The sequence below is a fragment of the Actinoplanes sp. NPDC048988 genome, assembly GCF_043197815.1.
Lineage (GTDB): Bacteria > Actinomycetota > Actinomycetes > Mycobacteriales > Micromonosporaceae > Actinoplanes.
The window spans coordinates 351,424-372,922 of the sequence record NZ_JBICTW010000002.1 but is presented as its reverse complement, the minus strand read 5'-3'; the positions used below and the strand labels follow the sequence as shown (position 1 = coordinate 372,922).

The following is a 21,499-nucleotide window of genomic DNA, read 5'->3' as shown; positions in this document are numbered from 1 at the left end:
GGGGTTATGCGGCGATCACGCCACGCGGCGGCCCGGGTCGGGGGCGAACGGACTGCGCCGGCCGGCGGTCATGCCCGAACGGATCGTGGCGCGGGTCTCGGCGCGGCCCAGCCCGGCGAAGCGGGCGGCCGTTTCGAGCTCGCGGGTCACCTCGGCCGCGTCGAGCAGCCCGGCGCCGACGAAGCGGCCCAGGGCGAAGGCAGCGCGGTTGAGGGTGTCGTTGCGCGCGCCGATCGGGGCCCGCGCCACCCGGTCGGTCTCGGCGGTCAGCGCGGCCCGCGCGTAGCGGCCGGGGTGGGCGATCGGGCCGCGGGGCGGACGGTCCGGCGGAGACGGACCCTCGATGAGCTCGCGCAGGGCCGGCGGGCCGCTCGGCAGGTCGTGGCCCGGGCGGTGCACCCAGCGGTAGTCGCCGCCGCTCACATGCCGGGAGGGTGGGGCCACCACATAGCCGCCGGAGCCGCGCCAGTCGAGGCCGGGCAGCAGGTGCACCCGGTTGCCGAAGCCGGTCGGGTGGAACCAGAAATGCCAGCCGCCGCTGCCCGTGCGGACCAGCGGGCCCGCGGGCAAGGAGCCGCCGAGCACATGACACAAGCCGTGCCAGCCCTGCTCGGAGTCGACGTCGGCCACATCCATCACGACTCCGGTGCGCAAGCCCACGTTCGCCTCGGGCCAGCGATGCCACCAGAGGTCGATCAGGCGTGGGTCGGTCGTCGCCTCGGTCAGGCCGTGACGCAGGTGAGGGTGTTTGCCGGGTCGCTCGCATCGGATCCCCCTGTCGCAGGAACAGCCGTCCGGGCCAGCCGTGTGCACCGGCAGGACGGGTATCCCGTGCCGGGCGTAGGCCAACGCGGCTGTCAGCAACATTAGAACAAGCGTACGACAAAATCGGCCCCGTCAGGACCGGAGGCCGCCGAACGCCTGGCGCAGCACGGAGCGCCGCAGGCCGCGCGGCATGCGGGGTGCGTGGCGGCGGACCGGGTCGATCTCGGTGAGCTTCGCTTGCCATTGGCCGGGCACCCAGCTGCCGCCCGGCCGGGGCGTGTGGAGCAGCCCTCCGGCGATGTGCTCGCCCTCGAGGTGGCGGCGGAGCCGGCGGGCGTAGGCGGGGCCGAACCAGCACCAGAGGGGCGGATCCGGCGGCAGGCCGAGCCAGTCACCGAGCGGCGCCAGATAGGGCTCGGCCCGGCGTCCGTCCTGGCCGTAAAGGGTGTCACCGTCGAGTTCCATGGTGGCCGTCGACGCTGACACGTAGATCGTGTCGGGGTGGGTCATGGCCAGGGAGAACCCGCGCACCCGCGGGTCCTCCGGATCGAGGGCGGCGGTCATGGTGTGCGCCAGGACCGGGCCGCGGCCGGCGGTGGCGAGCGTGGCGTGATAGACGGGCGGGGCGCCGGCCAGGAACAGCAGGGGGTCGGCCGTCGCGTACGCCTGGCGCAGGGCGTCCTCGCCGTCGCGGTCGAGCCGGCCGCGCAGGGGCTCGCTCTCGCCGAAGCGGCGGGGCACGGCGGCGGGCAGGTGCGCGCGGGCGGCGCGCAGCCACCGGTCGACCACGTCGGCGGAGCCGGCGCGGCGCTCGTACCAGCGGAGGATGAGAGCGTCCACGGGACGAGCATAGGGTTGGAGCTTTCGTTGCAGGACAGCCCGGCAGCGGCGGCAGGGAGGGTGACCACGACGTCAGCCGGCTGGTGGCGGCGGTGCTGTTCGCTGTTCCGTACCTAATGAAGGTTTTGAAGTACGTGGGCTATGTGATGGCTCGTGCTCCAGGACATCCAGCTGGCCGAGCTGCCACCACCGCGGGCCGTGCGGGCTCGGCGGGCCAGTTCGGCGTCGCCCCAGGAGAAACGGGCGCCGAGGGTGGGCCAGTGCGGGGAGGCGACGAGCGTGCGGCAGAGATCGTGGCAGCGGTCGTCGCTGCGGCCGCCGCGGCGGGACCAGCGGTAGATCCACCAGTCCCGGTCGTCGGTGTAGCGCAGGGTCGGGAGCTGGCGATGGCGCTGGACGCCCCGGCGGCGAACGGGGGAGGTGACGCCGTAATCGGAGTAGCCCACGCCGGGTTCGGCCAGGCGTTGCCACACGCGGGCGTCGAGGCGGCCCACCGTGACCGGGCGGTCGGTGGGCAGATCGTCCAGGTTGGCGGGCATCGCGCCGGAGGCGACGCTGACCGAGCGCCACGGCATCGAGCGCGCCCACCGCAGCACCCGGCGGCACTGCTCCTCGACCTTGTCGGCGTGGGACACGCAGGCCGTCTCGGCCAGGTCGATGAGCAGGTCGACCTCCTCGGCCGCCAGGCCCGCGAAGCGCAGAACACGGCCGGTGACCTCGTCGGCCTGGGCCGGGTTGGCCGCGTCGACGTGCGGCTGGAGCCTGAGGACGGCCCGGCCCAGGTGCATCCGGGCGGCCAGGCCGTGGGCGATCAGCCGGCGGCGGCTCTCGTGGGCCCGCAGTACCGGCAGCATGGCCACGCCGAGGCCGGCCAGCGCCTCGGCGAGATCGAGCGAGGGCATGTCACTCGAGTCGATCGCGACCACGCCGGTACGCGGGGGCAGCTCACGGAGCAGCGCCACGATGCCGGGGCTGTCGTCGAGTTCGAGAATCGGCATGACCCGGGCCGCGTCGTCGGCCGTCAAGTGGGTGAGCGCCGCCAGCTCGCCTCGGCGCGGGCGCAGGATGGGCCGGTAGACACCGTCCCGCGTGGACCCCGCCGTCGTGAATACCGCCATTCACTTAAGGTAACTACCTTTGTCGGCTAAGTGACACTGCTCGATGCAAATAGGCGAGAATGGCCTGATTCGCCTCCCAGCCGTCGGGGAACTTGACAGGCACGTTGAGGTGCACCGGCTCGGTCGACGGATGCGCGTCGAGCAGTTCGGCGATCCCCTCGCGGGCCACCACGACGCAGGCGTGCCGGTGACGTGAGGTCAGCACGCACAACCGGCCCGACTCCAGGTGGAACGCGGTCGCGTCCTGCCGGCCGGAGAGCGGGTGCAGGACGACGGTCAGGTCGTACTCCCGGCCCTGGAGCCGGTTGGCCGTGTCGACCGTGATGCCGGCGGCCTCGGGCGGCAGCAGTGACCGGATGACCGCGACCTGGTCGCGGTGGGCGGCGCCGATGGCGATCCGGTCGGCGGTCAGGGGGGCCGTGCCCGACTCGGAGGAGGCGACGGCCTGCCGGGCCAGGGCCCGGACGGCGAGCGTGGCGCAGGCGGAGGCGGCCTCGGCGTCGGTACGGACGGTGAAGCGGGCGGGCAGCTCGTGCAGGCCCCAGCCGGTCTCGGCGGCCCGGTCGAGCACCTCGTCGAGCGGGTCGCCCGGCGGCGAGGTGAAGCTCAGCCGGCGCTCGCCGGGACCGGTGCCGGATCGGAAGCCGGTGAACGGGTAGAAGGCCTCGGCCACGACCGGCGCGGCCGTGTAGGGCAGGCGCCAGGAGACCGGCAGGCGGTGGACCGGCAGGTCGGGGTTGTGGCGCAGGAGCACGTTGACGGCGCTCAGCATCGGGTCCCAGGACAGGCCGGTCCATCGGTCGGTTTCCACTGTGGAGAACGGGTCGAGCTGTCCGGGATCGCCGACGAACAGGGCGCGGACGAAGCGGGGGGCGACGCGCAGCAGGGCGTCGGACCGCATCTGGTAGGCCTCGTCGACGATGGCCCAGGGCCAGGAGCCCTCGGTGACGGTCGCCCATTTCGCGGCCGTGCCGATGGTGACGGCCGGGGTGCCGAGCTCGGCGACCTTGGCCCCGACGCGGCAGCGGGGATGGTCGCGGACCCGCTCGCTCGGCTCGTAGTCGACGGCGGAGAGCCGGCCGACCTCGACCTCGGGCGACCGGGCGCCGAGCCGGGCGATGAGGTCGTCGACCTGTTCGTTGGTCTGGGCCACGATCATCAGGGGTTCGCCGGACGCGGCCAGCTCGCCGGCCGCCCGCACCACGAGGGTGGATTTGCCGGCGCCGGGCGGCGAGTCGACCACGACGCCACGATGATCGCCCTCACGCAGGTCACGCAGCACGGCGTCGATGACGAGGGCGGCCTCGGCGGCCGGGCTCAGGGCGGGGTGCGATGTCACCGGGCAAGTGTCTTAGGTTTCGGACGCTTCCACGAAGCTGGCACTGACAAAAATCTGACAGCGCGGCGGTCGGGGATCGTCTAGTGCCCTGGCTGTCGGGCGGGTCCGGTGGGCAGATGATCGAGAAAGATGAATTGGGAGCGTTCACAAAATGCCGGTGCTGATCTGGCATCGCAGGTGGGTGGAAGTTTGCCCGCTGGTCACGGCTTTGAAATATCCGGGTGATTCACTGGTCGCACTTGGTCGAATTGCGAAGCCGACATGCAACTTGCACGTGCGGTTCGCCGTGCAAGTTGCATGTTTCGCAAGGTCCCGACCTGCTGCTCCGTCGCCGTAGCAACCTTTTGATCGTCGCTCCCGATTTCATTCACGGGCGTTTCTGGGATCAAGCAAAGGGAACCCTTCCAGTCGATCACCGGAAGTGGAACTCTTCTAGCCAGCAGTAACGCCAGCGACACGGACGGTGGTGGTAACGAATGCGCCCAGACGTTCTGGTCGGTCCGAGCGAGTGGGTGGTCGAACAGTTCGGCGACAAGGTTGCCGGCGAGCTGTGGACCCGGGTGCCGGAGGCATTGAGCACCGCGATCGATCGCGAGGTTCACGCGCACCCCGCCATGACGCAGACTACGGAACGAGTGCTCGCCAATCCGCGGTGGCCGCTCCCGTACGAGGAATTGGTGCTCTTCCTGGGCACGCTTCCCGGCGCCGAGATCATCAGCGTACCGAAATCGGTGTACCAGCTGGTGGTTCTCAACGGGCACGTGGTGGTGCCGTGGTGCTACGGGCAGTCGGCCCGCGACTCGATGCGCGACGCGGCGGTCGGCCGGTCCTTCGGCCGGTTGGCCCGCGAGCTTCTCCGCCGGTTCGGCCCGCCGTGGCGGCGCTCCCAGGCCGAGCCGCCGCTGCCGCTCGACGCGGTCGACGAGCGCGAGGTCGCCAAGATCTGCGCGGCGATCGCGACCATCGAGCCGAAACCCGAGGTGATCATCGCGGGGTACGCGGGCGCGCCCAACCTGGGTCTGCTCCGGGCCTGCCTCGGCGAGGTCAAGTCGACCGACAACGGCTCGCTCAACTGGAGCCACCTCGACGACCTGCCCCTTCCTCCCCCCGTCATCCCCCGCCCACGTCGCATGCAGTTCCCCTGAGTCGTCGGAGAGAGCGCCCATCGGGCGCTCTCTCTATGTGAAAGGGCCATGAGCTATGTGGACGCCGGCATCGGCCGTAGCAACCGTCGCGGTCCGAGTTCGAAGCGGGGGCGCTGAGCTGGGCCACCGGCGACACCGGGATCGTGCCGATCATCGGTGACGCCCGCGACGACGAGGTGGCGTGCCGGGCGGCCGAGGCCGCGAGCCCGCTCAGAGGCTGGGTGAACAACGCCGCGATCTTCGCCGGCGCCTGGCTGCACGAGACGCCGGCGGCCGAGATGAGCGCGCTGATCGCCCGTAACGTCGATCCGGTGCTGACCGGCTGCGCGGCCGCGCTGCGCGCCTTCCTGGCCCGCGGCGACGGTGGCGCCATCGTCAACATCTCGTCCCATCAGGGACAACGCCCGGTGCGGGGCGCTTTCGCGTACGCGACGGCCAAGGCCGCCGTCGAGGGACTGACGCGTGCGCTCGCGGTCGATTACGGTCCTTCCGGCGTACGGGTGAACGCCCTGGCCCTGGGATCGATAGCCACCGAGAGGTCGGCGTCCTATCTGGCCGGTCTGTCCGATCAGGGGCGGGAGGCGTTCGACGGCGAGATCCGCCTGCTGCAGCCGCTCGGCCGGATGGGCCGCCCCGAGGAGGTCGCCGACGCGGTGGCGTTCCTCCTCTCCGATCAGGCCGCCTTCATCAGCGGCGCGATCATCCCGGTGGACGGCGGCCGGTCCGCTGTCGGCCGCGACCCTGAAGAGGCCTAGGACACGAGCTGGGCCGTCGTGAACGGCTCGAGGCGGGCGCGCTGGTCGGCGTACGTGGTGAGCAGGAACGGCGCGAGGAAGACGCCACTGGCGATCGCGAACAGGACCGACACCGCGATGCTGGTCACCCCGGTCGGATCGAGCCCGGCGACGATGCCGACGACGCCCTCGGCCCCGCCGAGCGCGAACTGCACGGCGAAGATGGTGGCGACCCGGCCCGCCGAGGCGCCGAAGTCGGCGTGGAAGAGGTTGAAGGCGCGGCCGATGATGCCGCCGCGTTCCACCAGCACGAGCACCGGCAGCGTGATCATCGCGGCCGCGACGTACAGGCCGGGGAGCAGGCAGGCGATCGCGCCGAGCGCGATGAGAAGCCCGGCCGGGATGCCCCACCCGATGAACGCGAGCAGCCGGCGCAGGCCGGTCAGCAGGGCGGCGCCCACGGAGACCGGGCGGCCGGTCACGTGCTGCAGGGCGATCTCCACCGTGGCCAGCTGGACGACCAGGCTGGCCAGGACCGCGATCAGCACGATCGGGATGGCGACGGGCAGGACGACGGCCGGGTCGTCGATCCACCCGTCGTCGGAGAGCCCGTTGAAGGTGACCGGTACGGCGGCGAGGCCGCCCAGGACCAGCAGCGGGCCGTTGAGCGTGAGCTGCACCAGCGCCATCGGCTTCCACAGCGTGCGCACCAGGGCGATGCCGCGCTGCCACCAGCCGCTGTAGTCGCCGCTGACGAGCGGGTCGTACGGGCCGGCGTGGTAGGCGGCCCGGGCACCCTTGGTCCAGGCCGGCGGCGGGTTGTAGGCGGGCGTCGGGCTGTAGGCGGGTGGCGGCTGCTGGCCCGGGAGGGGCCCGTAGCCGGGCGGCACGGGATGCCGGGGAATTTGCGGCCCGTTGTAAGCGGACGGCTCGTCCGAAGGCGTCTTGTTAGTAGAGGGGTCTTCCGGAGAGGGGTTGTCATGAGGGTCATTCACGGTGCCACGCTCCACTCCAAGATCAGCGGTGGTCACAGTAGCGGTTGTGGGCGCGCTCAGGGGGCGCGCGGGCCCGGGCGTCCTAGACTTCGGAGGATGTCCGAGCAGCTCGAGTCGCCCACGACGATCCGGGACAGGGCCGTCGCGGTCGCCGACTATCTGCTCGCCGTCCGCGCCCAGATGGATCGGCCCGCGCGGGTGGTGCCCGCCGACGCGTTCCGTCTCGACGCCCTGCCCGATCATCCGGCCTGCCAGGCCGGCCCGGCCGGGGACGACACGTCGTGGTTGCGCGTCGGCCTGCCGCCGCTGCCGCCGCCCGTCGCGGTGCCGGCGGCCCTGCGCCGGCGTCTCCGCGGCGACGTCACGGCCGGCGAGGAGCCGACCCCCGTCCAGGAGGCCGGCGACGACTTCGAGACCTGGCGTGACCAGGTCTGGCGGCCCTGGGCGGAGGCGACGGCCGAGGCCGAGAAGACCCGCGCGCTGCACCGGCGGCTGTTCGACCTGATGCACCAGATCGACATGACAGCGGCCACCACCGAGCTGGTCTGGGGGCACGGCCTGCTCGAGACCGTCGTCAACGGCGAGCGGGTCCGCTACCCGCTGGTCGCCACGCCGGTGCTGATCGAGTACGAGCCCGACCGCTCCCTGGTCACCGTGTCGCCCGCCGGGCCCGCCCGCCTGCAGACCGACGCCCTGGCCGGCCTCGACGAGCGCTACCTGGGCCAGCTCCTCGGCCTGGCCGGGCCGGCCGGCACGCTCGAGGTCGATCTCTGGAACGACCTGGAGCGGCGCGAGCTGTTCGAACGGGCGCTGGGCCGCCTCGGCTACGACCGCCTGATCACCTCCGAGGAGACCGACCAGCCGCATGTCAGCGACGTCGGGGTCCTGTTCGCGCGCCCCAAGCAGCGGCTCCTGCGCGGCTTCCTGGAAAACCTGCGCAACCGGTTGCTGGCCGGCGACACCGCGAGTGTGGGGGCGCTGGCCGCCATCGTGGCCCATGAGCCGAGCAAGCTGCGGATGCCCGACGACCAGCCGGACAGCTGGCACCGGGTCGGCGAGCGCCTGCTCATGCCGTTGCCCACCAACGAGGCGCAGGAGTCGATCGCCCGCCGCCTGGCCCAGCATCGCAACGTCGCCGTCCAGGGCCCGCCCGGCACGGGCAAGACCCACACCATCCGCAACCTGATCTGCCACCTGATGGCCAACGGCAAGCGGGTGCTCGTCGTGGCGCAGAAGGAGGACCCGCTGCGGGTGCTCCGGGACGGCCTTCCCGAGGAGATTCGGGCGCTCTGCCTGGCCGTGCTCGGGCGCACCACCGATCAGCTCGTCCAGCTCCAGCTGGCCGCCCGTGAGCTGGCCGACCGGGCTGCCACCCTGGACCGCGACGCCGAGGCGCGCCGGGTCGAGCGGCTGACCGGGCTGCTCGAGGAGGCCGAGCGTGAGCTGGCCACGGCCCTCGGCGGCCTGCGGGCGATCGCCGAGAACGAGGCCGTCACGTACCCGATCGACGGCGCCCCGCTCACCCCGGTCGAGGTGGGCGCCTGGCTGCGGGAACGGGCCGCCACCCGCAGCGGCATCCCCGATCCGGTCGGCGAGCCGCCGCCGCTGGACGGCGCCGAGTTCCAGGCGCTGCTGGAAACGGCCGCGCGTGTCTCGCCCGCGGATCGGCGGGCGGCGTTGCGGCCTCTGCCCGTGGTGAGTGACCTTCCCGAGGCCGCCGAGGCGGCCTCGGCGCGGGCGTCGCGGGACTCGCTCGCCGAGCGCGTGTCGCGCTTGGCGTCGGCCGGTCTCGACCTTCAGGCCGTACGGGGTGAGGACCTCGCCGCCGTACGCTCCGGCCTGCACAACGCGCTGACGTGGCTGCGCCGCCGTGAGGGCTCCTGGACCGACCGGCTGGGGCGCCTGCTCAACGACCCGCACTGGCGCACGGTCTGGGCCGATCACGTCGGCGCGACCGAGGCGCTGCTCGCCGAGCTGGCCACGCTCACCCGCACGCTGGCCGGCCACCCGGTGACCGTGCCCGGACCGTGGGCGGCCGAGCCGAAAAGGCTGCTGGCCCAGCTCGACGAGATCCGGCAGCGGTTCGCGGGCGGCCGAGGCCTGAGCCGGCTGCTCCAGGCCGGGCTCTACCGGCTGGCCGACGAGGTCCGGGTCGACGGCGAGCCCCTGCGCACCGTCGAGGACGTCGACGTGGCGGCCGCGTGGGTCCGGCGGCAGCGGGCCCGGCAGCGGCTCGGTGGCCTGTGGACGGAGTGGATCGGCCGGCTGGCGATCCCGGCCCCGGCCGGCGACCCGGAGATCTGGGCGGGATCGCTGCTGGCCGAGGCCGGGCAGTCGCTGGACTGGGACGTGCGCCACTGGCCGGTGCTGGCCGAGCGCCTGGGCCGGCTCGTGCCCCAGCGGGAGCTCGAACTCGATTCGGCGCGGCTGGCCGAGGTCGCGGAACTGCTCGACGCGGCGGGCGCGGTGGCCGAGATGGACGCGCTCGACCGGCGGCGCCGGGAGATCGCCGAGCGGGTCGCGCCGTGGAAACCCCTCGCCGAGGCGTGGGTGACGCTGGAGGGCTGGGACGCGGAGCTGGCCGAGGTTCGCCGGTTGGCGGCGTTGCGGCCCGAGGCCGAGACGTACGCCGTGTTGCGCGACCGGCTCCGGCCGGCGGCGCCCCTGTGGGTGGCGTCCATCGAGGCCGGCCGGGTGCCGGCGGTCTCCGGCCAGGCCTGCCTGGACGCCTGGCAGTGGCGGCGGGCGCAGACCTGGTTCGACGAGGTGATCGGCAGCGTCGACCCGGCCGTGCTGGCCAAGCGGGTGGAGAGCGCCCGCGAGAAGATCCGGCGGCGGACGGCCGAGCTGGTGGTGGCGTCGGCCTGGCTCGAGGTGTCGCGCAGCCTGGACGACCGGCGGCGGGCGGCCCTGGCCGACTGGACGACCGCCCTCCGCAAGATCGGCAAGGGGACCGGGCGTACGGCGGCGGCCTGGCAGGCGCACGCGCAGCGGGCCATGGAGCAGGCGGTCGACGCCGTGCCGGTCTGGGTCATGTCGGTCGACCGCGCCATCGAGCAGTTCGCCGGCGGCGCCCGGTTCGACGTGGTGATCGTCGACGAGGCGTCGCAGGCCGACCTGTTCGCGCTGCCGGTGCTGTCGCTGGCCGAGCGGGCCGTCGTGGTCGGCGACGACCAGCAGATCGGGCCGCAACTGGGCTTCGTGGGCACGGTCGGCGGCCTGATCCACAGCCATCTCGGCGACGTGCCGTCGGCCGAGCATTTCGACCCGGAGTCGTCGCTCTACGACCACGCGGTGCGGCGCTCGCCGGAGCGGATCCTGCTCACCGAGCACTTCCGCTGCGTACCGCAGATCATCGAGTTCTCGTCCCGCCACTACTACGACGGCAAGATCATGCCGCTGCGGGCGGACCGCCCGTCGCTGGCCCCGATCCGCACAGTCTTCCTGCCCGACGGGGTACGGCAGCCGCTGTCCGGCTTCGGCGACGTCAACATGTCCGAGGCAGGGGCGCTGGTCGACCAGGTGGCGGCGATCGTGCGGGACCCGGCGTACGCGGGACGCACGCTCGGCGTGATCTCACTGCTGAGCACGAGTGGCCAGGCGACCTACCTGCTGAGCCGGCTGCGCGCGGAGATCGGCGAGGACGAGATCCAGGCGCGGCGATTGCGGGTCGGCGACGCGTACACGTTCCAGGGCGACGAACGCGACGTGGTGCTGGTGTCCATGGTGGTCTCCGACAACGACCCGCGGATCGCGGCCTTCACCAAGCGGGAGTACCACCGCCGGATCAACGTCGCCGCGTCCCGGGCCCGCGACCAGTTGTGGATCTTCCATTCGGTACGGCCGGGGTCGCTGCTCGCCGACGACGCGCGGGGGCTGCTCCTGTCGTACGCGCTCAATCTGACACCGGCCGAGGAAGCGGCCGACCTGGCCGGACGCTGCGAGAGCGACTTCGAACGCGACGTGCTCAAGCGGCTGCTGGCGCGCGGGTTCCGGCCCATCCCGCAGTTCCGGATCGGGGCCTACCGCATCGACTTCGTGCTGAACGCCCCGGACGGCCGCCGCCTGGCGATCGAGTGCGACGGGGACGCCTACCACGGGCCGGAACAGTGGGAGAGCGACATGCGCCGGCAAGCGGTGCTGGAGCGGGTCGGCAACTGCGTCTTCGTGCGTATCCGGGGCAGCATCTACGCCCGCGAACCGGAGGCGGCGATGAGCCCGGTGTGGCAGCGCGCCGACGAGCTCGGCATCGTGCCGCCGCCGCGCCGCACGGTCCTCGAAGTGGGACAGTGGCAGGGCTCCGGCTCGCCGACCGCGGCCCGGCTGGCCGAGGGGGCGGCCGCGCTGGCCCGGATGATCCCGGGCCACCGGCGGGTCCGGGTGCCGGTGGCCGGCTCCCTGGCGGACAACCTGGCGGCGATCCGGGCCGCGGTCACCGACCCGCCCATGATCACGGCGGGTGGCGACTGCGGGGTCGAGCTGGCGCCGATCGAGGCGGCGCTGGAAAGGCACGGCGACGGGCTCGTGGTGGTGTGGTTCGACGCCCACGGCGACCTCAACACGCCCGAGTCGTCGACGTCGGGCGCGTTCCACGGGATGGTGCTGCGCACCCTGCTCGGCGAGGGCCCGGCCGACCTGAAACCCCGGCGGACCCTGCGGCCGTCGCAGGTGGTGCTGGCCGGAGTGCGAGCCCTGGACCCATCGGAAAGGGAGTACATTTCCGACAACTCCGTGGCGATGGCGGCCCTCGACGACCTGCCCGCGGTGGTCGCGGCCGCCGGAGCGCGGGCCGTCTACATCCACATCGACCTGGACGTGCTTGACCCGTCCACCTTCTCATCGGTCGGCAGCCCGGCCCCGGACGGCGTCACCCCGCGCCAGCTGGCCACGGCGGTTCGGGCCTTGACCGACCGCTTCCCGCTCGCCGGCCTGGGAATCACCGAGTACGAGCCCAGCGATCCCGCCGACGCCGCCGACGAGGAGGCCCTGGCCCACCTGATCCGCGCGATCTGCTGACGACCCGCTCCACCGGCGGCGCGGGTCCGGCCGACGGTGAGTTGGCGGGCCGGGTGCTGGGGGTGCGCGCGCGGGCCGGTCAGTGCTGGGACAGGTAGGCGGCGATGGCTGTGGCGGCGCGGCGCGGGGAGGTGGTCAGGGCGTTGTGGGCGGCGCCGGGGATGGTCACCGATGTGCCGGCGGTCATCTCGGCTACGGCGGTGCGCCAGGTCAGGGGAGCCACCGTGTCCAGGGAGCCGCCCAGGACCAGCGGGGACACGGGTAGGCGGAGCAGGTCCTTCTCGACCTCGTTGCGGACCGAGTGGCCGACCGTGGCCAGGACGCGCCAAGGCTTGGCGTCGGCGACGTCGTGGGCCAGGATCGGGGCCTGCCACGGGGCCTCGACCAGCGTGTCCAGCAGCCAGCGGCCGATCAGGGCGCGGCGGCTGCGGGCGCGTGGGTCTGTCGTCGGGCCGGCCAGGACCAGGCCGGTGACCAGGCCGGGGTGGTGGGCGGCGAGCCGCGCGGCCACCTCGGCGCCGAAGGAGTGGCCGACCAGGGCCACCGGGCCCAGGTCGCGGGCCTTCAGCCAGGCGGCCAGGTGGTCGGCGTGCTCGCCTACGTCGTACGCGTGGGCCGGCTTGTCGCTGTGGCCGAAGCCGGGCAGGTCCGGTACCACGACGGGATGCCGGGGCGCGAGGGCTCGCGCGGTGGGCATGAGGTAGCGGTGCGAGACGGCGAGGCCGTGCACGAAGACGACCGGGGTGCCGGGAGCGTCCTCCGCCGCGACGTCGTGGATCCGTAGCCCTCGCACAAGGGCCCAGCGGCGGCGGAACACCATGGCCTCGCTGTACCCGCCGCTCGCCGGGATATGCCGCGAGGGCCGGACCGCCGACTCGGTGGGAGCTACCGGATGGTGTCGCGGCCGGGGCCGCACCGGGTCGGGTCACTCACGCTGTGACGGTTTCGGTCAGTTCGATGCGGGCCTTCACCCGGCAGTAGTTCGACAGGAGGGTGACCAGGGCCGGGCCGTCGATCAGTTCCAGGGGGCGGCCGGCCAGGGCCTCGTACGCCTCGGGCTCGATGCCGCCCAGCGAGACCAGGATGCCCTTGGTGGCGCCGGCCGCGCTCACCGCCCCGGCCAGGGCGTGCACCGCGGCCGAGCCGGCGGCCGGGCCGCGGGTCGCGAAGATGACCACCGGACCGCCGAAGATCGGGCGGGGGTCGGTGCAGAGCCAGCGAGTGCCGGCGCCCGTCCGGGTGGGCGTGCCCATCTGCAGGCCCATCACGCCGAACAGGTCGGCCAGCTGCTGTTCCCAGGCCGCGTCGGGCAGGGTGACCAGGTTCGGCCGTTCGTCGATCTCGGCCAGGACGTTGAACTCCTCGGTGAAGTCGCGGTCGGCGTCGCGGTCGAAGTCGATTTTCGGGGAGATGCCGGCCAGCTCGTCGGGGCTGGGCGACAGCGCGCCCTCCAGGTGTTTCACGCAGGCCACCGGGTCGACCCGGCGCAACTTGATCGCGGCGAACGTCTCCCGGTCCGTTTTCAGCGAGACCAGGCACGGCCGGACGAACTGGCCGGTGCGCTTGTCGATGCTGTCCACGATGCCGTTGAACGACACCTGCTGGACCAGGCCGCCCCGGTCGGCCTCGATGATCTCGTGGATCGTGCGCAGGGTGACCCGGGCGATCACCTCCACGTACCGGCTGCGGATCTCGCCCTCGTCGCGGGGGACGGCGGTCAAGTCGTCGCGGGTGCGGTCGTAGCGGTACTCCTTGACGATCGGCACCACCTCGATCGGCGGCAGGTGGTACTCGATCAGCAGGTGCTTCTGCTTCGGCAGGTAGGCCAGGCGGAAGTGCTGCGGGAAGTCGTCCGGGTAGACCGAGTTGCCCAGCACCATCGCGAAGTACTCGACCACCGACGCCGGGTCGGCGCCGGCCACCGCCGTCGCGAACCGGTCCACTTCGGCGTTGTAGGCGGCCATCTGCTCCTGGTGCTTGCGGACGGTCTCCTCGTACTGCCGGCGCCGGGCCTGCAACTGCCGCCGGCGCCGCTGTTCGGCCTCGGCCCACCGGGCCCGCGCGTCCTCGTACGCACGCCGGGCACTGGCCGTCTGCTGCTGGCGCACCCGGTCGCCGCCCAGGATCTTGCCGACGCCACGCTGGGGTGGCGGCACGAAGCTGTCCCAGCGGGGCTCCGGCGCCGGCCGGCCGAGCGGTCCCGGGTCGAACGGCGGCACGACCACCGGCTTCTTGAAGATCTCGAGGTCGATGTGGTCGTCGACGTCCAGCGTGGAGAGCAGTAGCCGGTCCAGGTCGCTGAGCCGGGCCCGGATCTCGGCGTTGGCCGCGGCGGCGTCGGCGTTGCGCGCCTCGATGTAGAGCCGGCGGCGTTCCCGCTGCCGGTCGGTGTCGGAGGCGGCCTGCTGCGCGGCCGCGATGGCCAGGTCGGCATTGCGCCGGATCAGGTCGCGCTGCTGCGCCGCGGCGGTGTTGGCGCGATGCTCGGCCGCCGCCTGCGTGGCGTGCACCCGCTGCATGTTCCGAATGATGCCCATGCCCTGCCTCTGCCTCACTTGCTCACTAGGTTCCGATCGAGGGTTGTTCGCGACGGTGGAGCGCCGGGTGCGGAGCCGGCGGCTGATCGGGGCTCGAGGTAGGTCGCGAACAACCCTCGAGGGCCACCATATCCATCCTTAACGGATCTAGTTACGCGGTGCATCCCTCGAAGCGCGTAGCGTGCATGCCAGTCGGCTCGGACGGGTAGGAATCGCGGTAGGTTCCACGATCGGCACACGTAGTGACTGTCTGTCATGGAATCGACGGTCTTCGCCCGCGATAATCACTCAGCGCAGTGGTCAACCGATCGGCTAATTCCCTACTCTGATCGGGCGAGAACCAGCAGCTCGTGATTTTGTTGGCAAGCCGCGCAAAACATTTGGGCGGGCGTCCCCTGTTATCTCGACCCCGTGACGGGTCGTAATAGTCAGGGGGTTCGGGAGACGCCGGGGGAGGTGGCGGGCGCGATGGTGGCACCGGATGAGCACCGGCATGCCCCGCCGAGGCTTCCGGAACAGCGCCCGCCCGCCGACGACGACCCGCGTTCGGCCTGGTTCTCGTACACGGCCAACGGCGACCGCATCGTCTGGTCGGCCGCGCTGCGGGCGATGCTCGGCCACCCGCCGGCGCAGGACGAGGTCAGCCGCAAGGTCCTTGTGCGCTATGTGCACCGCGACGACCACGCGCGGGCTCTCGGTGCGATCACCTCGGCCTGGACCAGCGGTACGACCGTGCGCACCACCCTGCGCCTCATGCGCTCCGACGGCGGCTGGTTCGACGTCGACTGCGGCATCGAACCGGTGAAGAGCCCCGACGGCACGGTCCGCGGCATCCGCTGCACGGTGACCGATGTCTCAGCCCGGGAACGGGCCCGCCGCGAGATGGCCCGCCTGGCCCGCCGGGGCGAGACCGTGCAGGACTCGCTGATCGAGCCCGACCCGGCGACCGGCCTGCTCACCCGCGCCCGCTTCGCGGACGAGATCGACCGGGCGCTGCGCCGGGGCGGCGGAGCGGTGCTGGTCATCCGCGTACAACCGGAAAGCGGAAGCCGCCCCGAGCGCAACGCCGATCTCCTGCACCGGGCCGCCCGCGTGCTGGAGGGCGTCGTGCAGGAGGGCGCGCTGCTCGGCCGGGTCGGCCCGAACGAGATCGCGCTGCTGCTGGCCGGCACGTCGTGGCCGATGGCCCGGCGCGAGGCCGAGCTGCTGGTGCAGGCGCTGCGCTCACAGACCTTCGTGCTCACCGACACCTGGCTGCGGGCCGAGGCGTGGGGCGGCCTGGTCCGGTTCACCCCGGACGGTGACGCGGGCAGCCACGAGCTGCTGATCGACGCCGAGCAGGCGTGGCGGCAGTCGCGCGACGCCGACCGGCCGCTCACCCACGTGGCCCATCCGGTGCCGGCCCGCGACCGGCAGGGCAACTACCGCAGCCGGGTCGCCGACGCCCTCGACACCGACCGGTTCACCCTCTACGCCCAGCCCATCCTCGACCTGCAGACCAACACGGTGACCCGGCACGAGCTGCTGCTACGGGTCCTCGACGAGGCGGACGGCCCGCAGTCGCCGATCCAGGTGCTGGACACGGCCGAACGTCTCGACGCGGTCTTCGACATCGACCTGTGGGTGGTCGAGCGGGCCATGCAGCTCGCCGCCGAGCAGCCCTCGACCTGCCTGCAGATCAACCTGTCCGGCCGCTCGGTCGGCGATCCGCGGCTCACCGACGAGGTCGAACGGCTCATCCAGCAGTACCGGGTCAAGCCCGAACAGCTCACCTTCGAGATCACCGAGACCGCGCTGATCGGCAACCTGAGCGAGGCCCGCCGCTTCGCCGACCGGATCCGCGACCTCGGCTGCGAGCTCGCCCTCGACGACTTCGGCTCCGGCTACGCGTCGTTCCGCTACCTGCGGATCTTCCCCATCGACCTCGTGAAGATCGACGGTGAGTACGTGGTCGATCTGGTGGAGAATCCCCAGGACCAGGTTCTGGTACGCGCGTTGGTCCAGGTCTGCCAGGCGTACGGGATCCACACGGTGGCCGAGTTCGTGCAGGACGAGCCGACCCTGCGCCTGCTCCGCGAGCTCGGCGTCGATTACGTGCAGGGCTATCTGATCGGCCGGCCCGCGCCGGTCGTGGAAGGCCGATTGCCTACGCCCTGAGCGGGGTACATGGCCCTCATGGAGCACTTCACGATCGCCACCGTAGCCGAGAAGAGCCCGGACTTCCGCCGGGTCCTGTGGACCGGTAAGCACACGCAGCTGGTCATCATGACGATTCCGCCGGACGGCGAGATCGGCGAGGAGGTCCACGAGGTGGACCAGATCCTCACCTTCGTCAGCGGCACCGGCAAGGCCATCGTCTCGGGGCAGACCCGCAACGTCGCCCAGGGCGACCTTGTCGTGGTCCCGGCCGGTCACAAGCACAACTTCCTCAACACCGGCCCGAACCCGCTGGTCCTCTACACCGTCTACGGCCCGCCGGAGCACGCCGACGGCGCGGTGCACAAGACGAAGGAGGAGGCGGACCGCCTCGAGGAGCAGGGCAAGGACGAGCCGCCGCAGAAGTAACACGACACCGGGACCGGCCGTGGCCCCCCAGCCAGCCGGTCCCGGCATCGTGCCGGTGAGAGCAAAGTATCCGCGCAGCGTACCCAAGCCAGAGCCGAGCGTCGATGTATTGACCCGGATCGTGACCTGAGCGCGTCGCGCTACTAACCTCTCTGCATGACAGAGCCCGCGCCGCGATGGTTGAGCGACGAGCAGCAGCAGACGTGGCGCCGCTTCGTCGAGGTGCTGATCAGAGTTCCCGCGGCGCTCGAGGCCCAGCTTCAGCGCGACGCCGGCCTCACCCACATGGGTTACATCGTGCTGGTCTACCTGTCCGAGCAGCCCGGCCGCCGGCTCGCCATGAGCCGCCTGGCCAAGTCGGTCAGCGCCTCCCTCTCCCGCCTGTCGCACGTCGTGGCCCGCCTCGAAGGGCAGGGCTGGGTTCACCGCGAGCGCGACCCCGACGACGGCCGCGTCCAGATCGCGGTGCTCACCGACGAGGGATACGCGAAGGTCGCCGAGACCGCGCCGGGGCACGTCGAGGCCGTACAACAATTGGTTTTCGATCGTCTGACCCCGACGCAGGTGCGGCAACTGGCCAAGGTCGCCGCCGCATTGCTCGACGAGCCGCTGACGTCCGGCGCGGCCCGTCCTACGCTGGGGCGATGAGTCAGCGAGTGCAGGGCGTCATCGCCCGAGGCAAAGGTGCTCCGGTCGAGTTGACCACCATCGTCATTCCCGACCCGGGACCGGGCGAGGCAGTGGTCAAAATCCAGGCGTGCGGCGTCTGCCACACAGATCTGCACTATCGCGAGGGCGGTATCAACGACGACTTCCCGTTCCTGCTCGGCCACGAGGCGGCGGGAGTGGTCGAGTCGGTCGGCGCCGGCGTCACCGAGGTCGCCCCGGGCGACTTCGTGGTGCTCAACTGGCGTGCCGTCTGCGGCCAGTGCCGGGCCTGCCGCAAGGGCAAGCCGTGGTACTGCTTCGCCACCCACAACGCCACCCAGAAGATGACCCTCACCGACGGCACCGAACTCTCCCCGGCCCTGGGCATCGGCGCGTTCGTGGAGAAGACGCTGGTCGCGGCCGGACAGTGCACAAAGGTCGACCCGCGGGCGCGCCCGGCGGCGGTCGGCCTGCTCGGCTGCGGTGTGATGGCCGGCATCGGCGCGGCCGTGAACACGGGCGGCGTCACCCGCGGCGACTCGGTCGCCGTGATCGGCTGCGGCGGGGTCGGCGACGGCGCGGTGGCCGGTGCGGCGCTGGCCGGCGCCACCACGATCATCGCGATCGACACCGACGAGCAGAAACTGGAGTGGGCCAAGGGCTTCGGCGCCACCCACACCATCAACGCCCGCGGCACCGACGTGGTCGAGGCGGTGAAGGAACTGACCGGCGGCTTCGGCGCCGACGTGGTGATCGAGGCGGTCGGGCGTCCCGAGACGTACGAGACCGCCTTTTATGCCCGCGACCTGGCCGGCACCGTGGTCCTGGTCGGCGTGCCGACCCCGGACATGAAGATCGAACTGCCGTTGCTCGAGGTCTTCGGCCGTGGCGGCGCGCTGAAGTCCAGCTGGTACGGCGACTGCCTGCCCAGCCGGGACTTCCCCATGCTCACCGAGCTCTACCTGCAGGGACGGCTCGACCTGGACGCCTTCGTGACCGAGGAGATCGGCCTGGGCGACGTCGAGGCCGCGTTCAAGAAGATGCACACCGGCGGCGTGCTCCGCTCGGTCGTCTTGTTCTAAGCCGCTTTCGCGTACGCCGGTACGGAACGGTCGGCGAGCAGGTCGAGGGCCAGGGCGGCCGTCCAGCTGAAACTGGGCGCCCCCAGGCCCTCGCCCGTCTCCGGGTGGAAGTACTCGAAGTGGCCGTTGCGGTGCACGAGCCGCACCATGGCGGCGCGCAGATCCTCCGCCTCGTCCCGGCGGCCGTGCACGAGCAGACCCCGGCGCAGCAGCCAGTTCACGTTGATCCAGACCGGGCCGCGCCAATACCGCAAGACGTCAAAATCCGCGGCCGTACGGTCGTAGCTCGTCACCGGCAGGCCGAACCGCTCCGAGCGCATGGCCGCGAGCACGCCCTCCACCTGGCCGGCGGGCAGATCCGGGAGCATCAGCGGCACCAGACCGCTGACACAGCGGGCCGGGGTCAGCTTGCCGGTGTGCGTGTCCCGCGCGTGGAACATGCCGGTGTCCGGGTTCCACAGCCGCGACACGATGGCCGAGGTGATCCGCTGGGCCCGCTCCCGGTGCGCGCCGGCCGCGCCGGTGTGCCCGAGAACCCCGGCGATCTGGGCCAGGGACAGCTCGGCGGCGCCGAGAATGGCGTTGAACGACGGGCACTCGACCGCGAAAGCGTGCCGCGCCAGCAGATCGGTGTCCGAATAGTCGGCGGCCCGGTAGCTGAGCACCAGGCCCACATATCGCGCGTAGTCGGTGTCGGTGGGCCGGTGCGAGGCGTCCGACACGGCCAGGTCCCGGCGGCGGTAGACGTTGAGCAGCGACAGGTCGGCCGGCACGTTGGCCATCGCGTCGTCCCAGGCCGGGCTGTTGTCCAGCCCCGACTCCCACGGATGCACGATGCTGGCCAGGCCGCCCCCGCCGAGATCACGGCGGTCGGTCAGGTACTCCTGCTGGGCGACCAGCCGCGGATAGAGCCACTCCAGCTCGGCCCGGGCCTGCTGCGAGGCGGCGGCGCCGTGCGCGGCGGCCCGCCGGTAGACCTCCCACGCCGCGACCGCGTGCAGCGGCGGCTGGACGATGCCGGTGCTGCCGTGAGCGGGCCGGGAGCCGTACGCGGGAACCCCCCAGAAAGCCGGCCCCGGGAAGTAGTCGGCCTCGGCCATGGCTGGGTCGAAGACGATGTGCGGCACCCGCCCGTCCGGCCACTGAGCCTCGAACAGGCTGCGCAGATCCCGCCAGGCACGGGTGGGGTTGACGTAGGCCAGACCGACCGCGATGAAGGCGGCGTCCCAGCTCCACTGGTGGGGGTAGAGGCGGCGGGAGGGGACCATGTGATCGCCGGCCCAGTTCGTCTCGAGGACGCCGGCGGCGGAGTTCCAGAGTTCGGCAGACATCTCAGTCACAGGTGCTGGCAGGGGGTGGTCGGGGTGCATCTAATCAGAAGACCTTTCCGCTCCAGACGCCGGTAAACCCCCTATCGGGTCACCGGCCCTCCGCCTGAAGGGAACCCCCTGTTCGCACCCGGTTCACGGACGCCGAGTGCGAGACCTCAGTCGAGGTAGCCGAAGTTGTCGCAGGTGCGGCGTTGGAGGATGCAGTTCTTGGTGCGCTTGTTCATGGCGTCCTGGTCCCACATGACGAAAGCGTCGCCGTGCATGGAGGAAGCGCTCTTCACGTCCTTGTCGGAGGAGAGGTAGTAGCCGGCGGGGGTGCCCTTGACGCCGTACTGGATGTCGAAGGTTATGGCCGGGATGCGGACCGGGTGGGTGGACGGGCAGCCCTGGCCGGTGCCGAAGGTGACGTGGTCCCTGTGGTTGGGGCTGTCCAGGTGCTCGCCGTCCCAGCAGTCGGGGAACTGGAGCATGAAGTGCAGGGTGGCGTCGCCGCCGCAGATCGGCCAGTTGCCGTTGGTGCTGCGGGCGATGCCGTCCAGGTCGCCGGGGCCGTAGAAGGCGCAGTAGAACTGGCCCTGGGCGCCGCGCGGGGTGGGCACCTTCTTCTTGGCGTCGCCGGCCACCATGCGCAGGCCGTTGGGGAGCGGCATCACGCCCTCGGAGCTGTCGCGCAGCGAGCGGTAGTACACCCGGAAGCCGGTCGTCTCGACGGGCTTGTTCGTCGCGTTGTCGTACAGGGTCGGCACCCAGTACGCCGAATGGTCCTGCACCGGCTTGCATGTGGTGGCCGTGAACTTCTGCAGGTCGCCGGCGGTCGTGTCGGCGTCGACCGCCTTGTTGCCCACGAACGAGTGCATGTGTGAGGCGCCGCGCAGGCCGGGCAGGACGATCGGGTCGTCGGGCAGCCGGTGGCTGTACTGGCAGTCGGCGCGGAACTCGGGCAGGTTCCCGACGCCGGCCGGGACAGGATCGATCTTGCGATTGCGGTACGCGTCGACCTGCGCCTGCCAGACCGCGGGGTCGACGTTGATCCAGCCGGGCTTGGCCGGGGCCTGCTGCTGCTTCGTGGGCGCCGACGGGGTCGTCGCGGCGGGATTGGCCGACGCCGACGCCGACGCCGACGCCGACGCGGGGGCGGGGGCGGGGGCCGACGCGGCTGGGGAGGCGGACGTCGGCCGGTGGGTCGTGGGGGACGGCGCTGGTGAAGAGGAAGGCGCGGCCGCTACAAGTGACGTGGTGCCGCGGTTGGTGAGCGAGATCGCGGCCACGGAGACGGCGACCGCGACCACGGCCACGCCGGCGCCGAGGGCGATGACGGTGCGGCCGGGCCGGCGCCGGTGACGCCGGGGCGGCTGGGGGATCGTCGTGTTCGACACGACAGGGA

The 21,499-nt window shown here is 72.0% G+C and carries 16 protein-coding genes; 7 read left to right on the top strand and 9 right to left on the bottom strand.

The window, feature by feature from the left end; translation table 11 throughout:
- Window positions 1-15: 15 nt before the first annotated feature.
- The 4 genes from ACGFJ7_RS08740 to ACGFJ7_RS08725 all read right to left on the bottom strand — a co-directional run bounded on the left by ACGFJ7_RS08740 (window position 16) and on the right by ACGFJ7_RS08725 (window position 4,062).
- Entirely contained in the window at window positions 16-867 is an 852-nt protein-coding gene (locus tag ACGFJ7_RS08740; protein WP_360244606.1) for a bifunctional DNA primase/polymerase, read from the bottom strand.
- 30 nt (window positions 868-897) lie between these two features.
- Complete coding sequence (locus ACGFJ7_RS08735) at window positions 898-1,605, bottom strand: hypothetical protein (protein ID WP_360244603.1); 708 nt, start codon at window positions 1,603-1,605, stop codon at window positions 898-900.
- A 113-nt stretch (window positions 1,606-1,718) separates the two neighbouring features.
- Entirely contained in the window at window positions 1,719-2,723 is a 1,005-nt protein-coding gene (locus ACGFJ7_RS08730; RefSeq protein WP_360244600.1) for a beta family protein, read from the bottom strand.
- Window positions 2,724-2,736: 13 nt separating this feature from the next.
- Window positions 2,737-4,062 carry an AAA family ATPase gene (locus tag ACGFJ7_RS08725; protein ID WP_360244597.1) on the bottom strand — a complete coding sequence of 442 codons (1,326 nt, stop codon included), beginning with the start codon at window positions 4,060-4,062 and terminating at the stop codon, window positions 2,737-2,739.
- A gap of 476 nt (window positions 4,063-4,538) precedes the next feature.
- Between ACGFJ7_RS08725 and ACGFJ7_RS08720 the strand changes: the two genes are divergently transcribed.
- The gene (locus ACGFJ7_RS08720) at window positions 4,539-5,207 is read left to right on the top strand and encodes a hypothetical protein (RefSeq protein ID WP_360244594.1); all 669 of its coding nucleotides are present in this window, start codon (window positions 4,539-4,541) and stop codon (window positions 5,205-5,207) included.
- 143 nt (window positions 5,208-5,350) lie between these two features.
- Window positions 5,351-5,962 carry an SDR family NAD(P)-dependent oxidoreductase gene (locus ACGFJ7_RS08715; protein WP_392641627.1) on the top strand — a complete coding sequence of 204 codons (612 nt, stop codon included), beginning with the start codon at window positions 5,351-5,353 and terminating at the stop codon, window positions 5,960-5,962.
- Here ACGFJ7_RS08715 and ACGFJ7_RS08710 read toward each other — a convergent pair.
- Window positions 5,959-6,936: a hypothetical protein gene (locus tag ACGFJ7_RS08710; RefSeq protein WP_392641625.1), complete on the bottom strand. Its 978-nt coding sequence runs from the start codon at window positions 6,934-6,936 to the stop codon at window positions 5,959-5,961. The genes ACGFJ7_RS08715 and ACGFJ7_RS08710 overlap by 4 nt on opposite strands.
- A gap of 96 nt (window positions 6,937-7,032) precedes the next feature.
- On the opposite strand from ACGFJ7_RS08710, the gene ACGFJ7_RS08705 reads away from it, so the two are divergent.
- Window positions 7,033-11,952, top strand: a complete 4,920-nt coding sequence (locus ACGFJ7_RS08705; RefSeq protein WP_392641623.1) for an arginase family protein — start codon at window positions 7,033-7,035, stop codon at window positions 11,950-11,952.
- Between the two features lie 79 nt (window positions 11,953-12,031).
- On the opposite strand, the gene ACGFJ7_RS08700 is transcribed toward ACGFJ7_RS08705, so the two are convergent.
- Together ACGFJ7_RS08700 and ACGFJ7_RS08695 are read right to left on the bottom strand one after the other, a co-directional pair.
- Window positions 12,032-12,772 carry an alpha/beta fold hydrolase gene (locus ACGFJ7_RS08700; protein WP_392641621.1) on the bottom strand — a complete coding sequence of 247 codons (741 nt, stop codon included), beginning with the start codon at window positions 12,770-12,772 and terminating at the stop codon, window positions 12,032-12,034.
- Window positions 12,773-12,881: 109 nt separating this feature from the next.
- Window positions 12,882-14,489: a restriction endonuclease gene (locus ACGFJ7_RS08695; RefSeq protein ID WP_360244579.1), complete on the bottom strand. Its 1,608-nt coding sequence runs from the start codon at window positions 14,487-14,489 to the stop codon at window positions 12,882-12,884.
- A 468-nt stretch (window positions 14,490-14,957) separates the two neighbouring features.
- Between ACGFJ7_RS08695 and ACGFJ7_RS08690 the strand changes: the two genes are divergently transcribed.
- From ACGFJ7_RS08690 to ACGFJ7_RS08675, 4 genes are all read left to right on the top strand, one after another.
- Entirely contained in the window at window positions 14,958-16,646 is a 1,689-nt protein-coding gene (locus ACGFJ7_RS08690; protein WP_360244576.1) for a sensor domain-containing phosphodiesterase, read from the top strand.
- 18 nt (window positions 16,647-16,664) lie between these two features.
- Window positions 16,665-17,054, top strand: a complete 390-nt coding sequence (locus ACGFJ7_RS08685; RefSeq protein ID WP_360244573.1) for a cupin domain-containing protein — start codon at window positions 16,665-16,667, stop codon at window positions 17,052-17,054.
- A gap of 156 nt (window positions 17,055-17,210) precedes the next feature.
- Window positions 17,211-17,702, top strand: a complete 492-nt coding sequence (locus ACGFJ7_RS08680; RefSeq protein ID WP_360244570.1) for a MarR family transcriptional regulator — start codon at window positions 17,211-17,213, stop codon at window positions 17,700-17,702.
- The gene (locus ACGFJ7_RS08675) at window positions 17,699-18,784 is read left to right on the top strand and encodes an S-(hydroxymethyl)mycothiol dehydrogenase (RefSeq protein ID WP_360244567.1); all 1,086 of its coding nucleotides are present in this window, start codon (window positions 17,699-17,701) and stop codon (window positions 18,782-18,784) included. Before ACGFJ7_RS08680 ends, ACGFJ7_RS08675 begins: the two co-directional genes overlap by 4 nt.
- Here the strand turns inward: ACGFJ7_RS08675 and ACGFJ7_RS08670 are convergent.
- Together ACGFJ7_RS08670 and ACGFJ7_RS08665 are read right to left on the bottom strand one after the other, a co-directional pair.
- Window positions 18,781-20,115 carry an amylo-alpha-1,6-glucosidase gene (locus ACGFJ7_RS08670; protein ID WP_392641978.1) on the bottom strand — a complete coding sequence of 445 codons (1,335 nt, stop codon included), beginning with the start codon at window positions 20,113-20,115 and terminating at the stop codon, window positions 18,781-18,783. The two genes, ACGFJ7_RS08675 and ACGFJ7_RS08670, sit on opposite strands and share 4 nt — an antisense overlap.
- A gap of 155 nt (window positions 20,116-20,270) precedes the next feature.
- Window positions 20,271-21,491 carry a DUF1996 domain-containing protein gene (locus ACGFJ7_RS08665; protein WP_392641618.1) on the bottom strand — a complete coding sequence of 407 codons (1,221 nt, stop codon included), beginning with the start codon at window positions 21,489-21,491 and terminating at the stop codon, window positions 20,271-20,273.
- Window positions 21,492-21,499 lie beyond the last annotated feature (8 nt).

Coding starts and splice junctions, on each gene's coding strand:
- ACGFJ7_RS08740 (WP_360244606.1), bottom strand. CDS start 867: ATGTTGCTGACAGCCGCGTTGGCCTACGCCCGGCACGGGATACCCGTC.
- ACGFJ7_RS08730 (WP_360244600.1), bottom strand. CDS start 2,723: ATGGCGGTATTCACGACGGCGGGGTCCACGCGGGACGGTGTCTACCGG.
- ACGFJ7_RS08720 (WP_360244594.1), top strand. CDS start 4,539: ATGCGCCCAGACGTTCTGGTCGGTCCGAGCGAGTGGGTGGTCGAACAG.
- ACGFJ7_RS08705 (WP_392641623.1), top strand. CDS start 7,033: ATGTCCGAGCAGCTCGAGTCGCCCACGACGATCCGGGACAGGGCCGTC.
- ACGFJ7_RS08700 (WP_392641621.1), bottom strand. CDS start 12,772: ATGGTGTTCCGCCGCCGCTGGGCCCTTGTGCGAGGGCTACGGATCCAC.
- ACGFJ7_RS08695 (WP_360244579.1), bottom strand. CDS start 14,489: ATGGGCATCATTCGGAACATGCAGCGGGTGCACGCCACGCAGGCGGCG.
- ACGFJ7_RS08690 (WP_360244576.1), top strand. CDS start 14,958: ATGGTGGCACCGGATGAGCACCGGCATGCCCCGCCGAGGCTTCCGGAA.
- ACGFJ7_RS08685 (WP_360244573.1), top strand. CDS start 16,665: ATGGAGCACTTCACGATCGCCACCGTAGCCGAGAAGAGCCCGGACTTC.
- ACGFJ7_RS08680 (WP_360244570.1), top strand. CDS start 17,211: ATGACAGAGCCCGCGCCGCGATGGTTGAGCGACGAGCAGCAGCAGACG.
- ACGFJ7_RS08675 (WP_360244567.1), top strand. CDS start 17,699: ATGAGTCAGCGAGTGCAGGGCGTCATCGCCCGAGGCAAAGGTGCTCCG.
- ACGFJ7_RS08670 (WP_392641978.1), bottom strand. CDS start 20,115: ATGTCTGCCGAACTCTGGAACTCCGCCGCCGGCGTCCTCGAGACGAAC.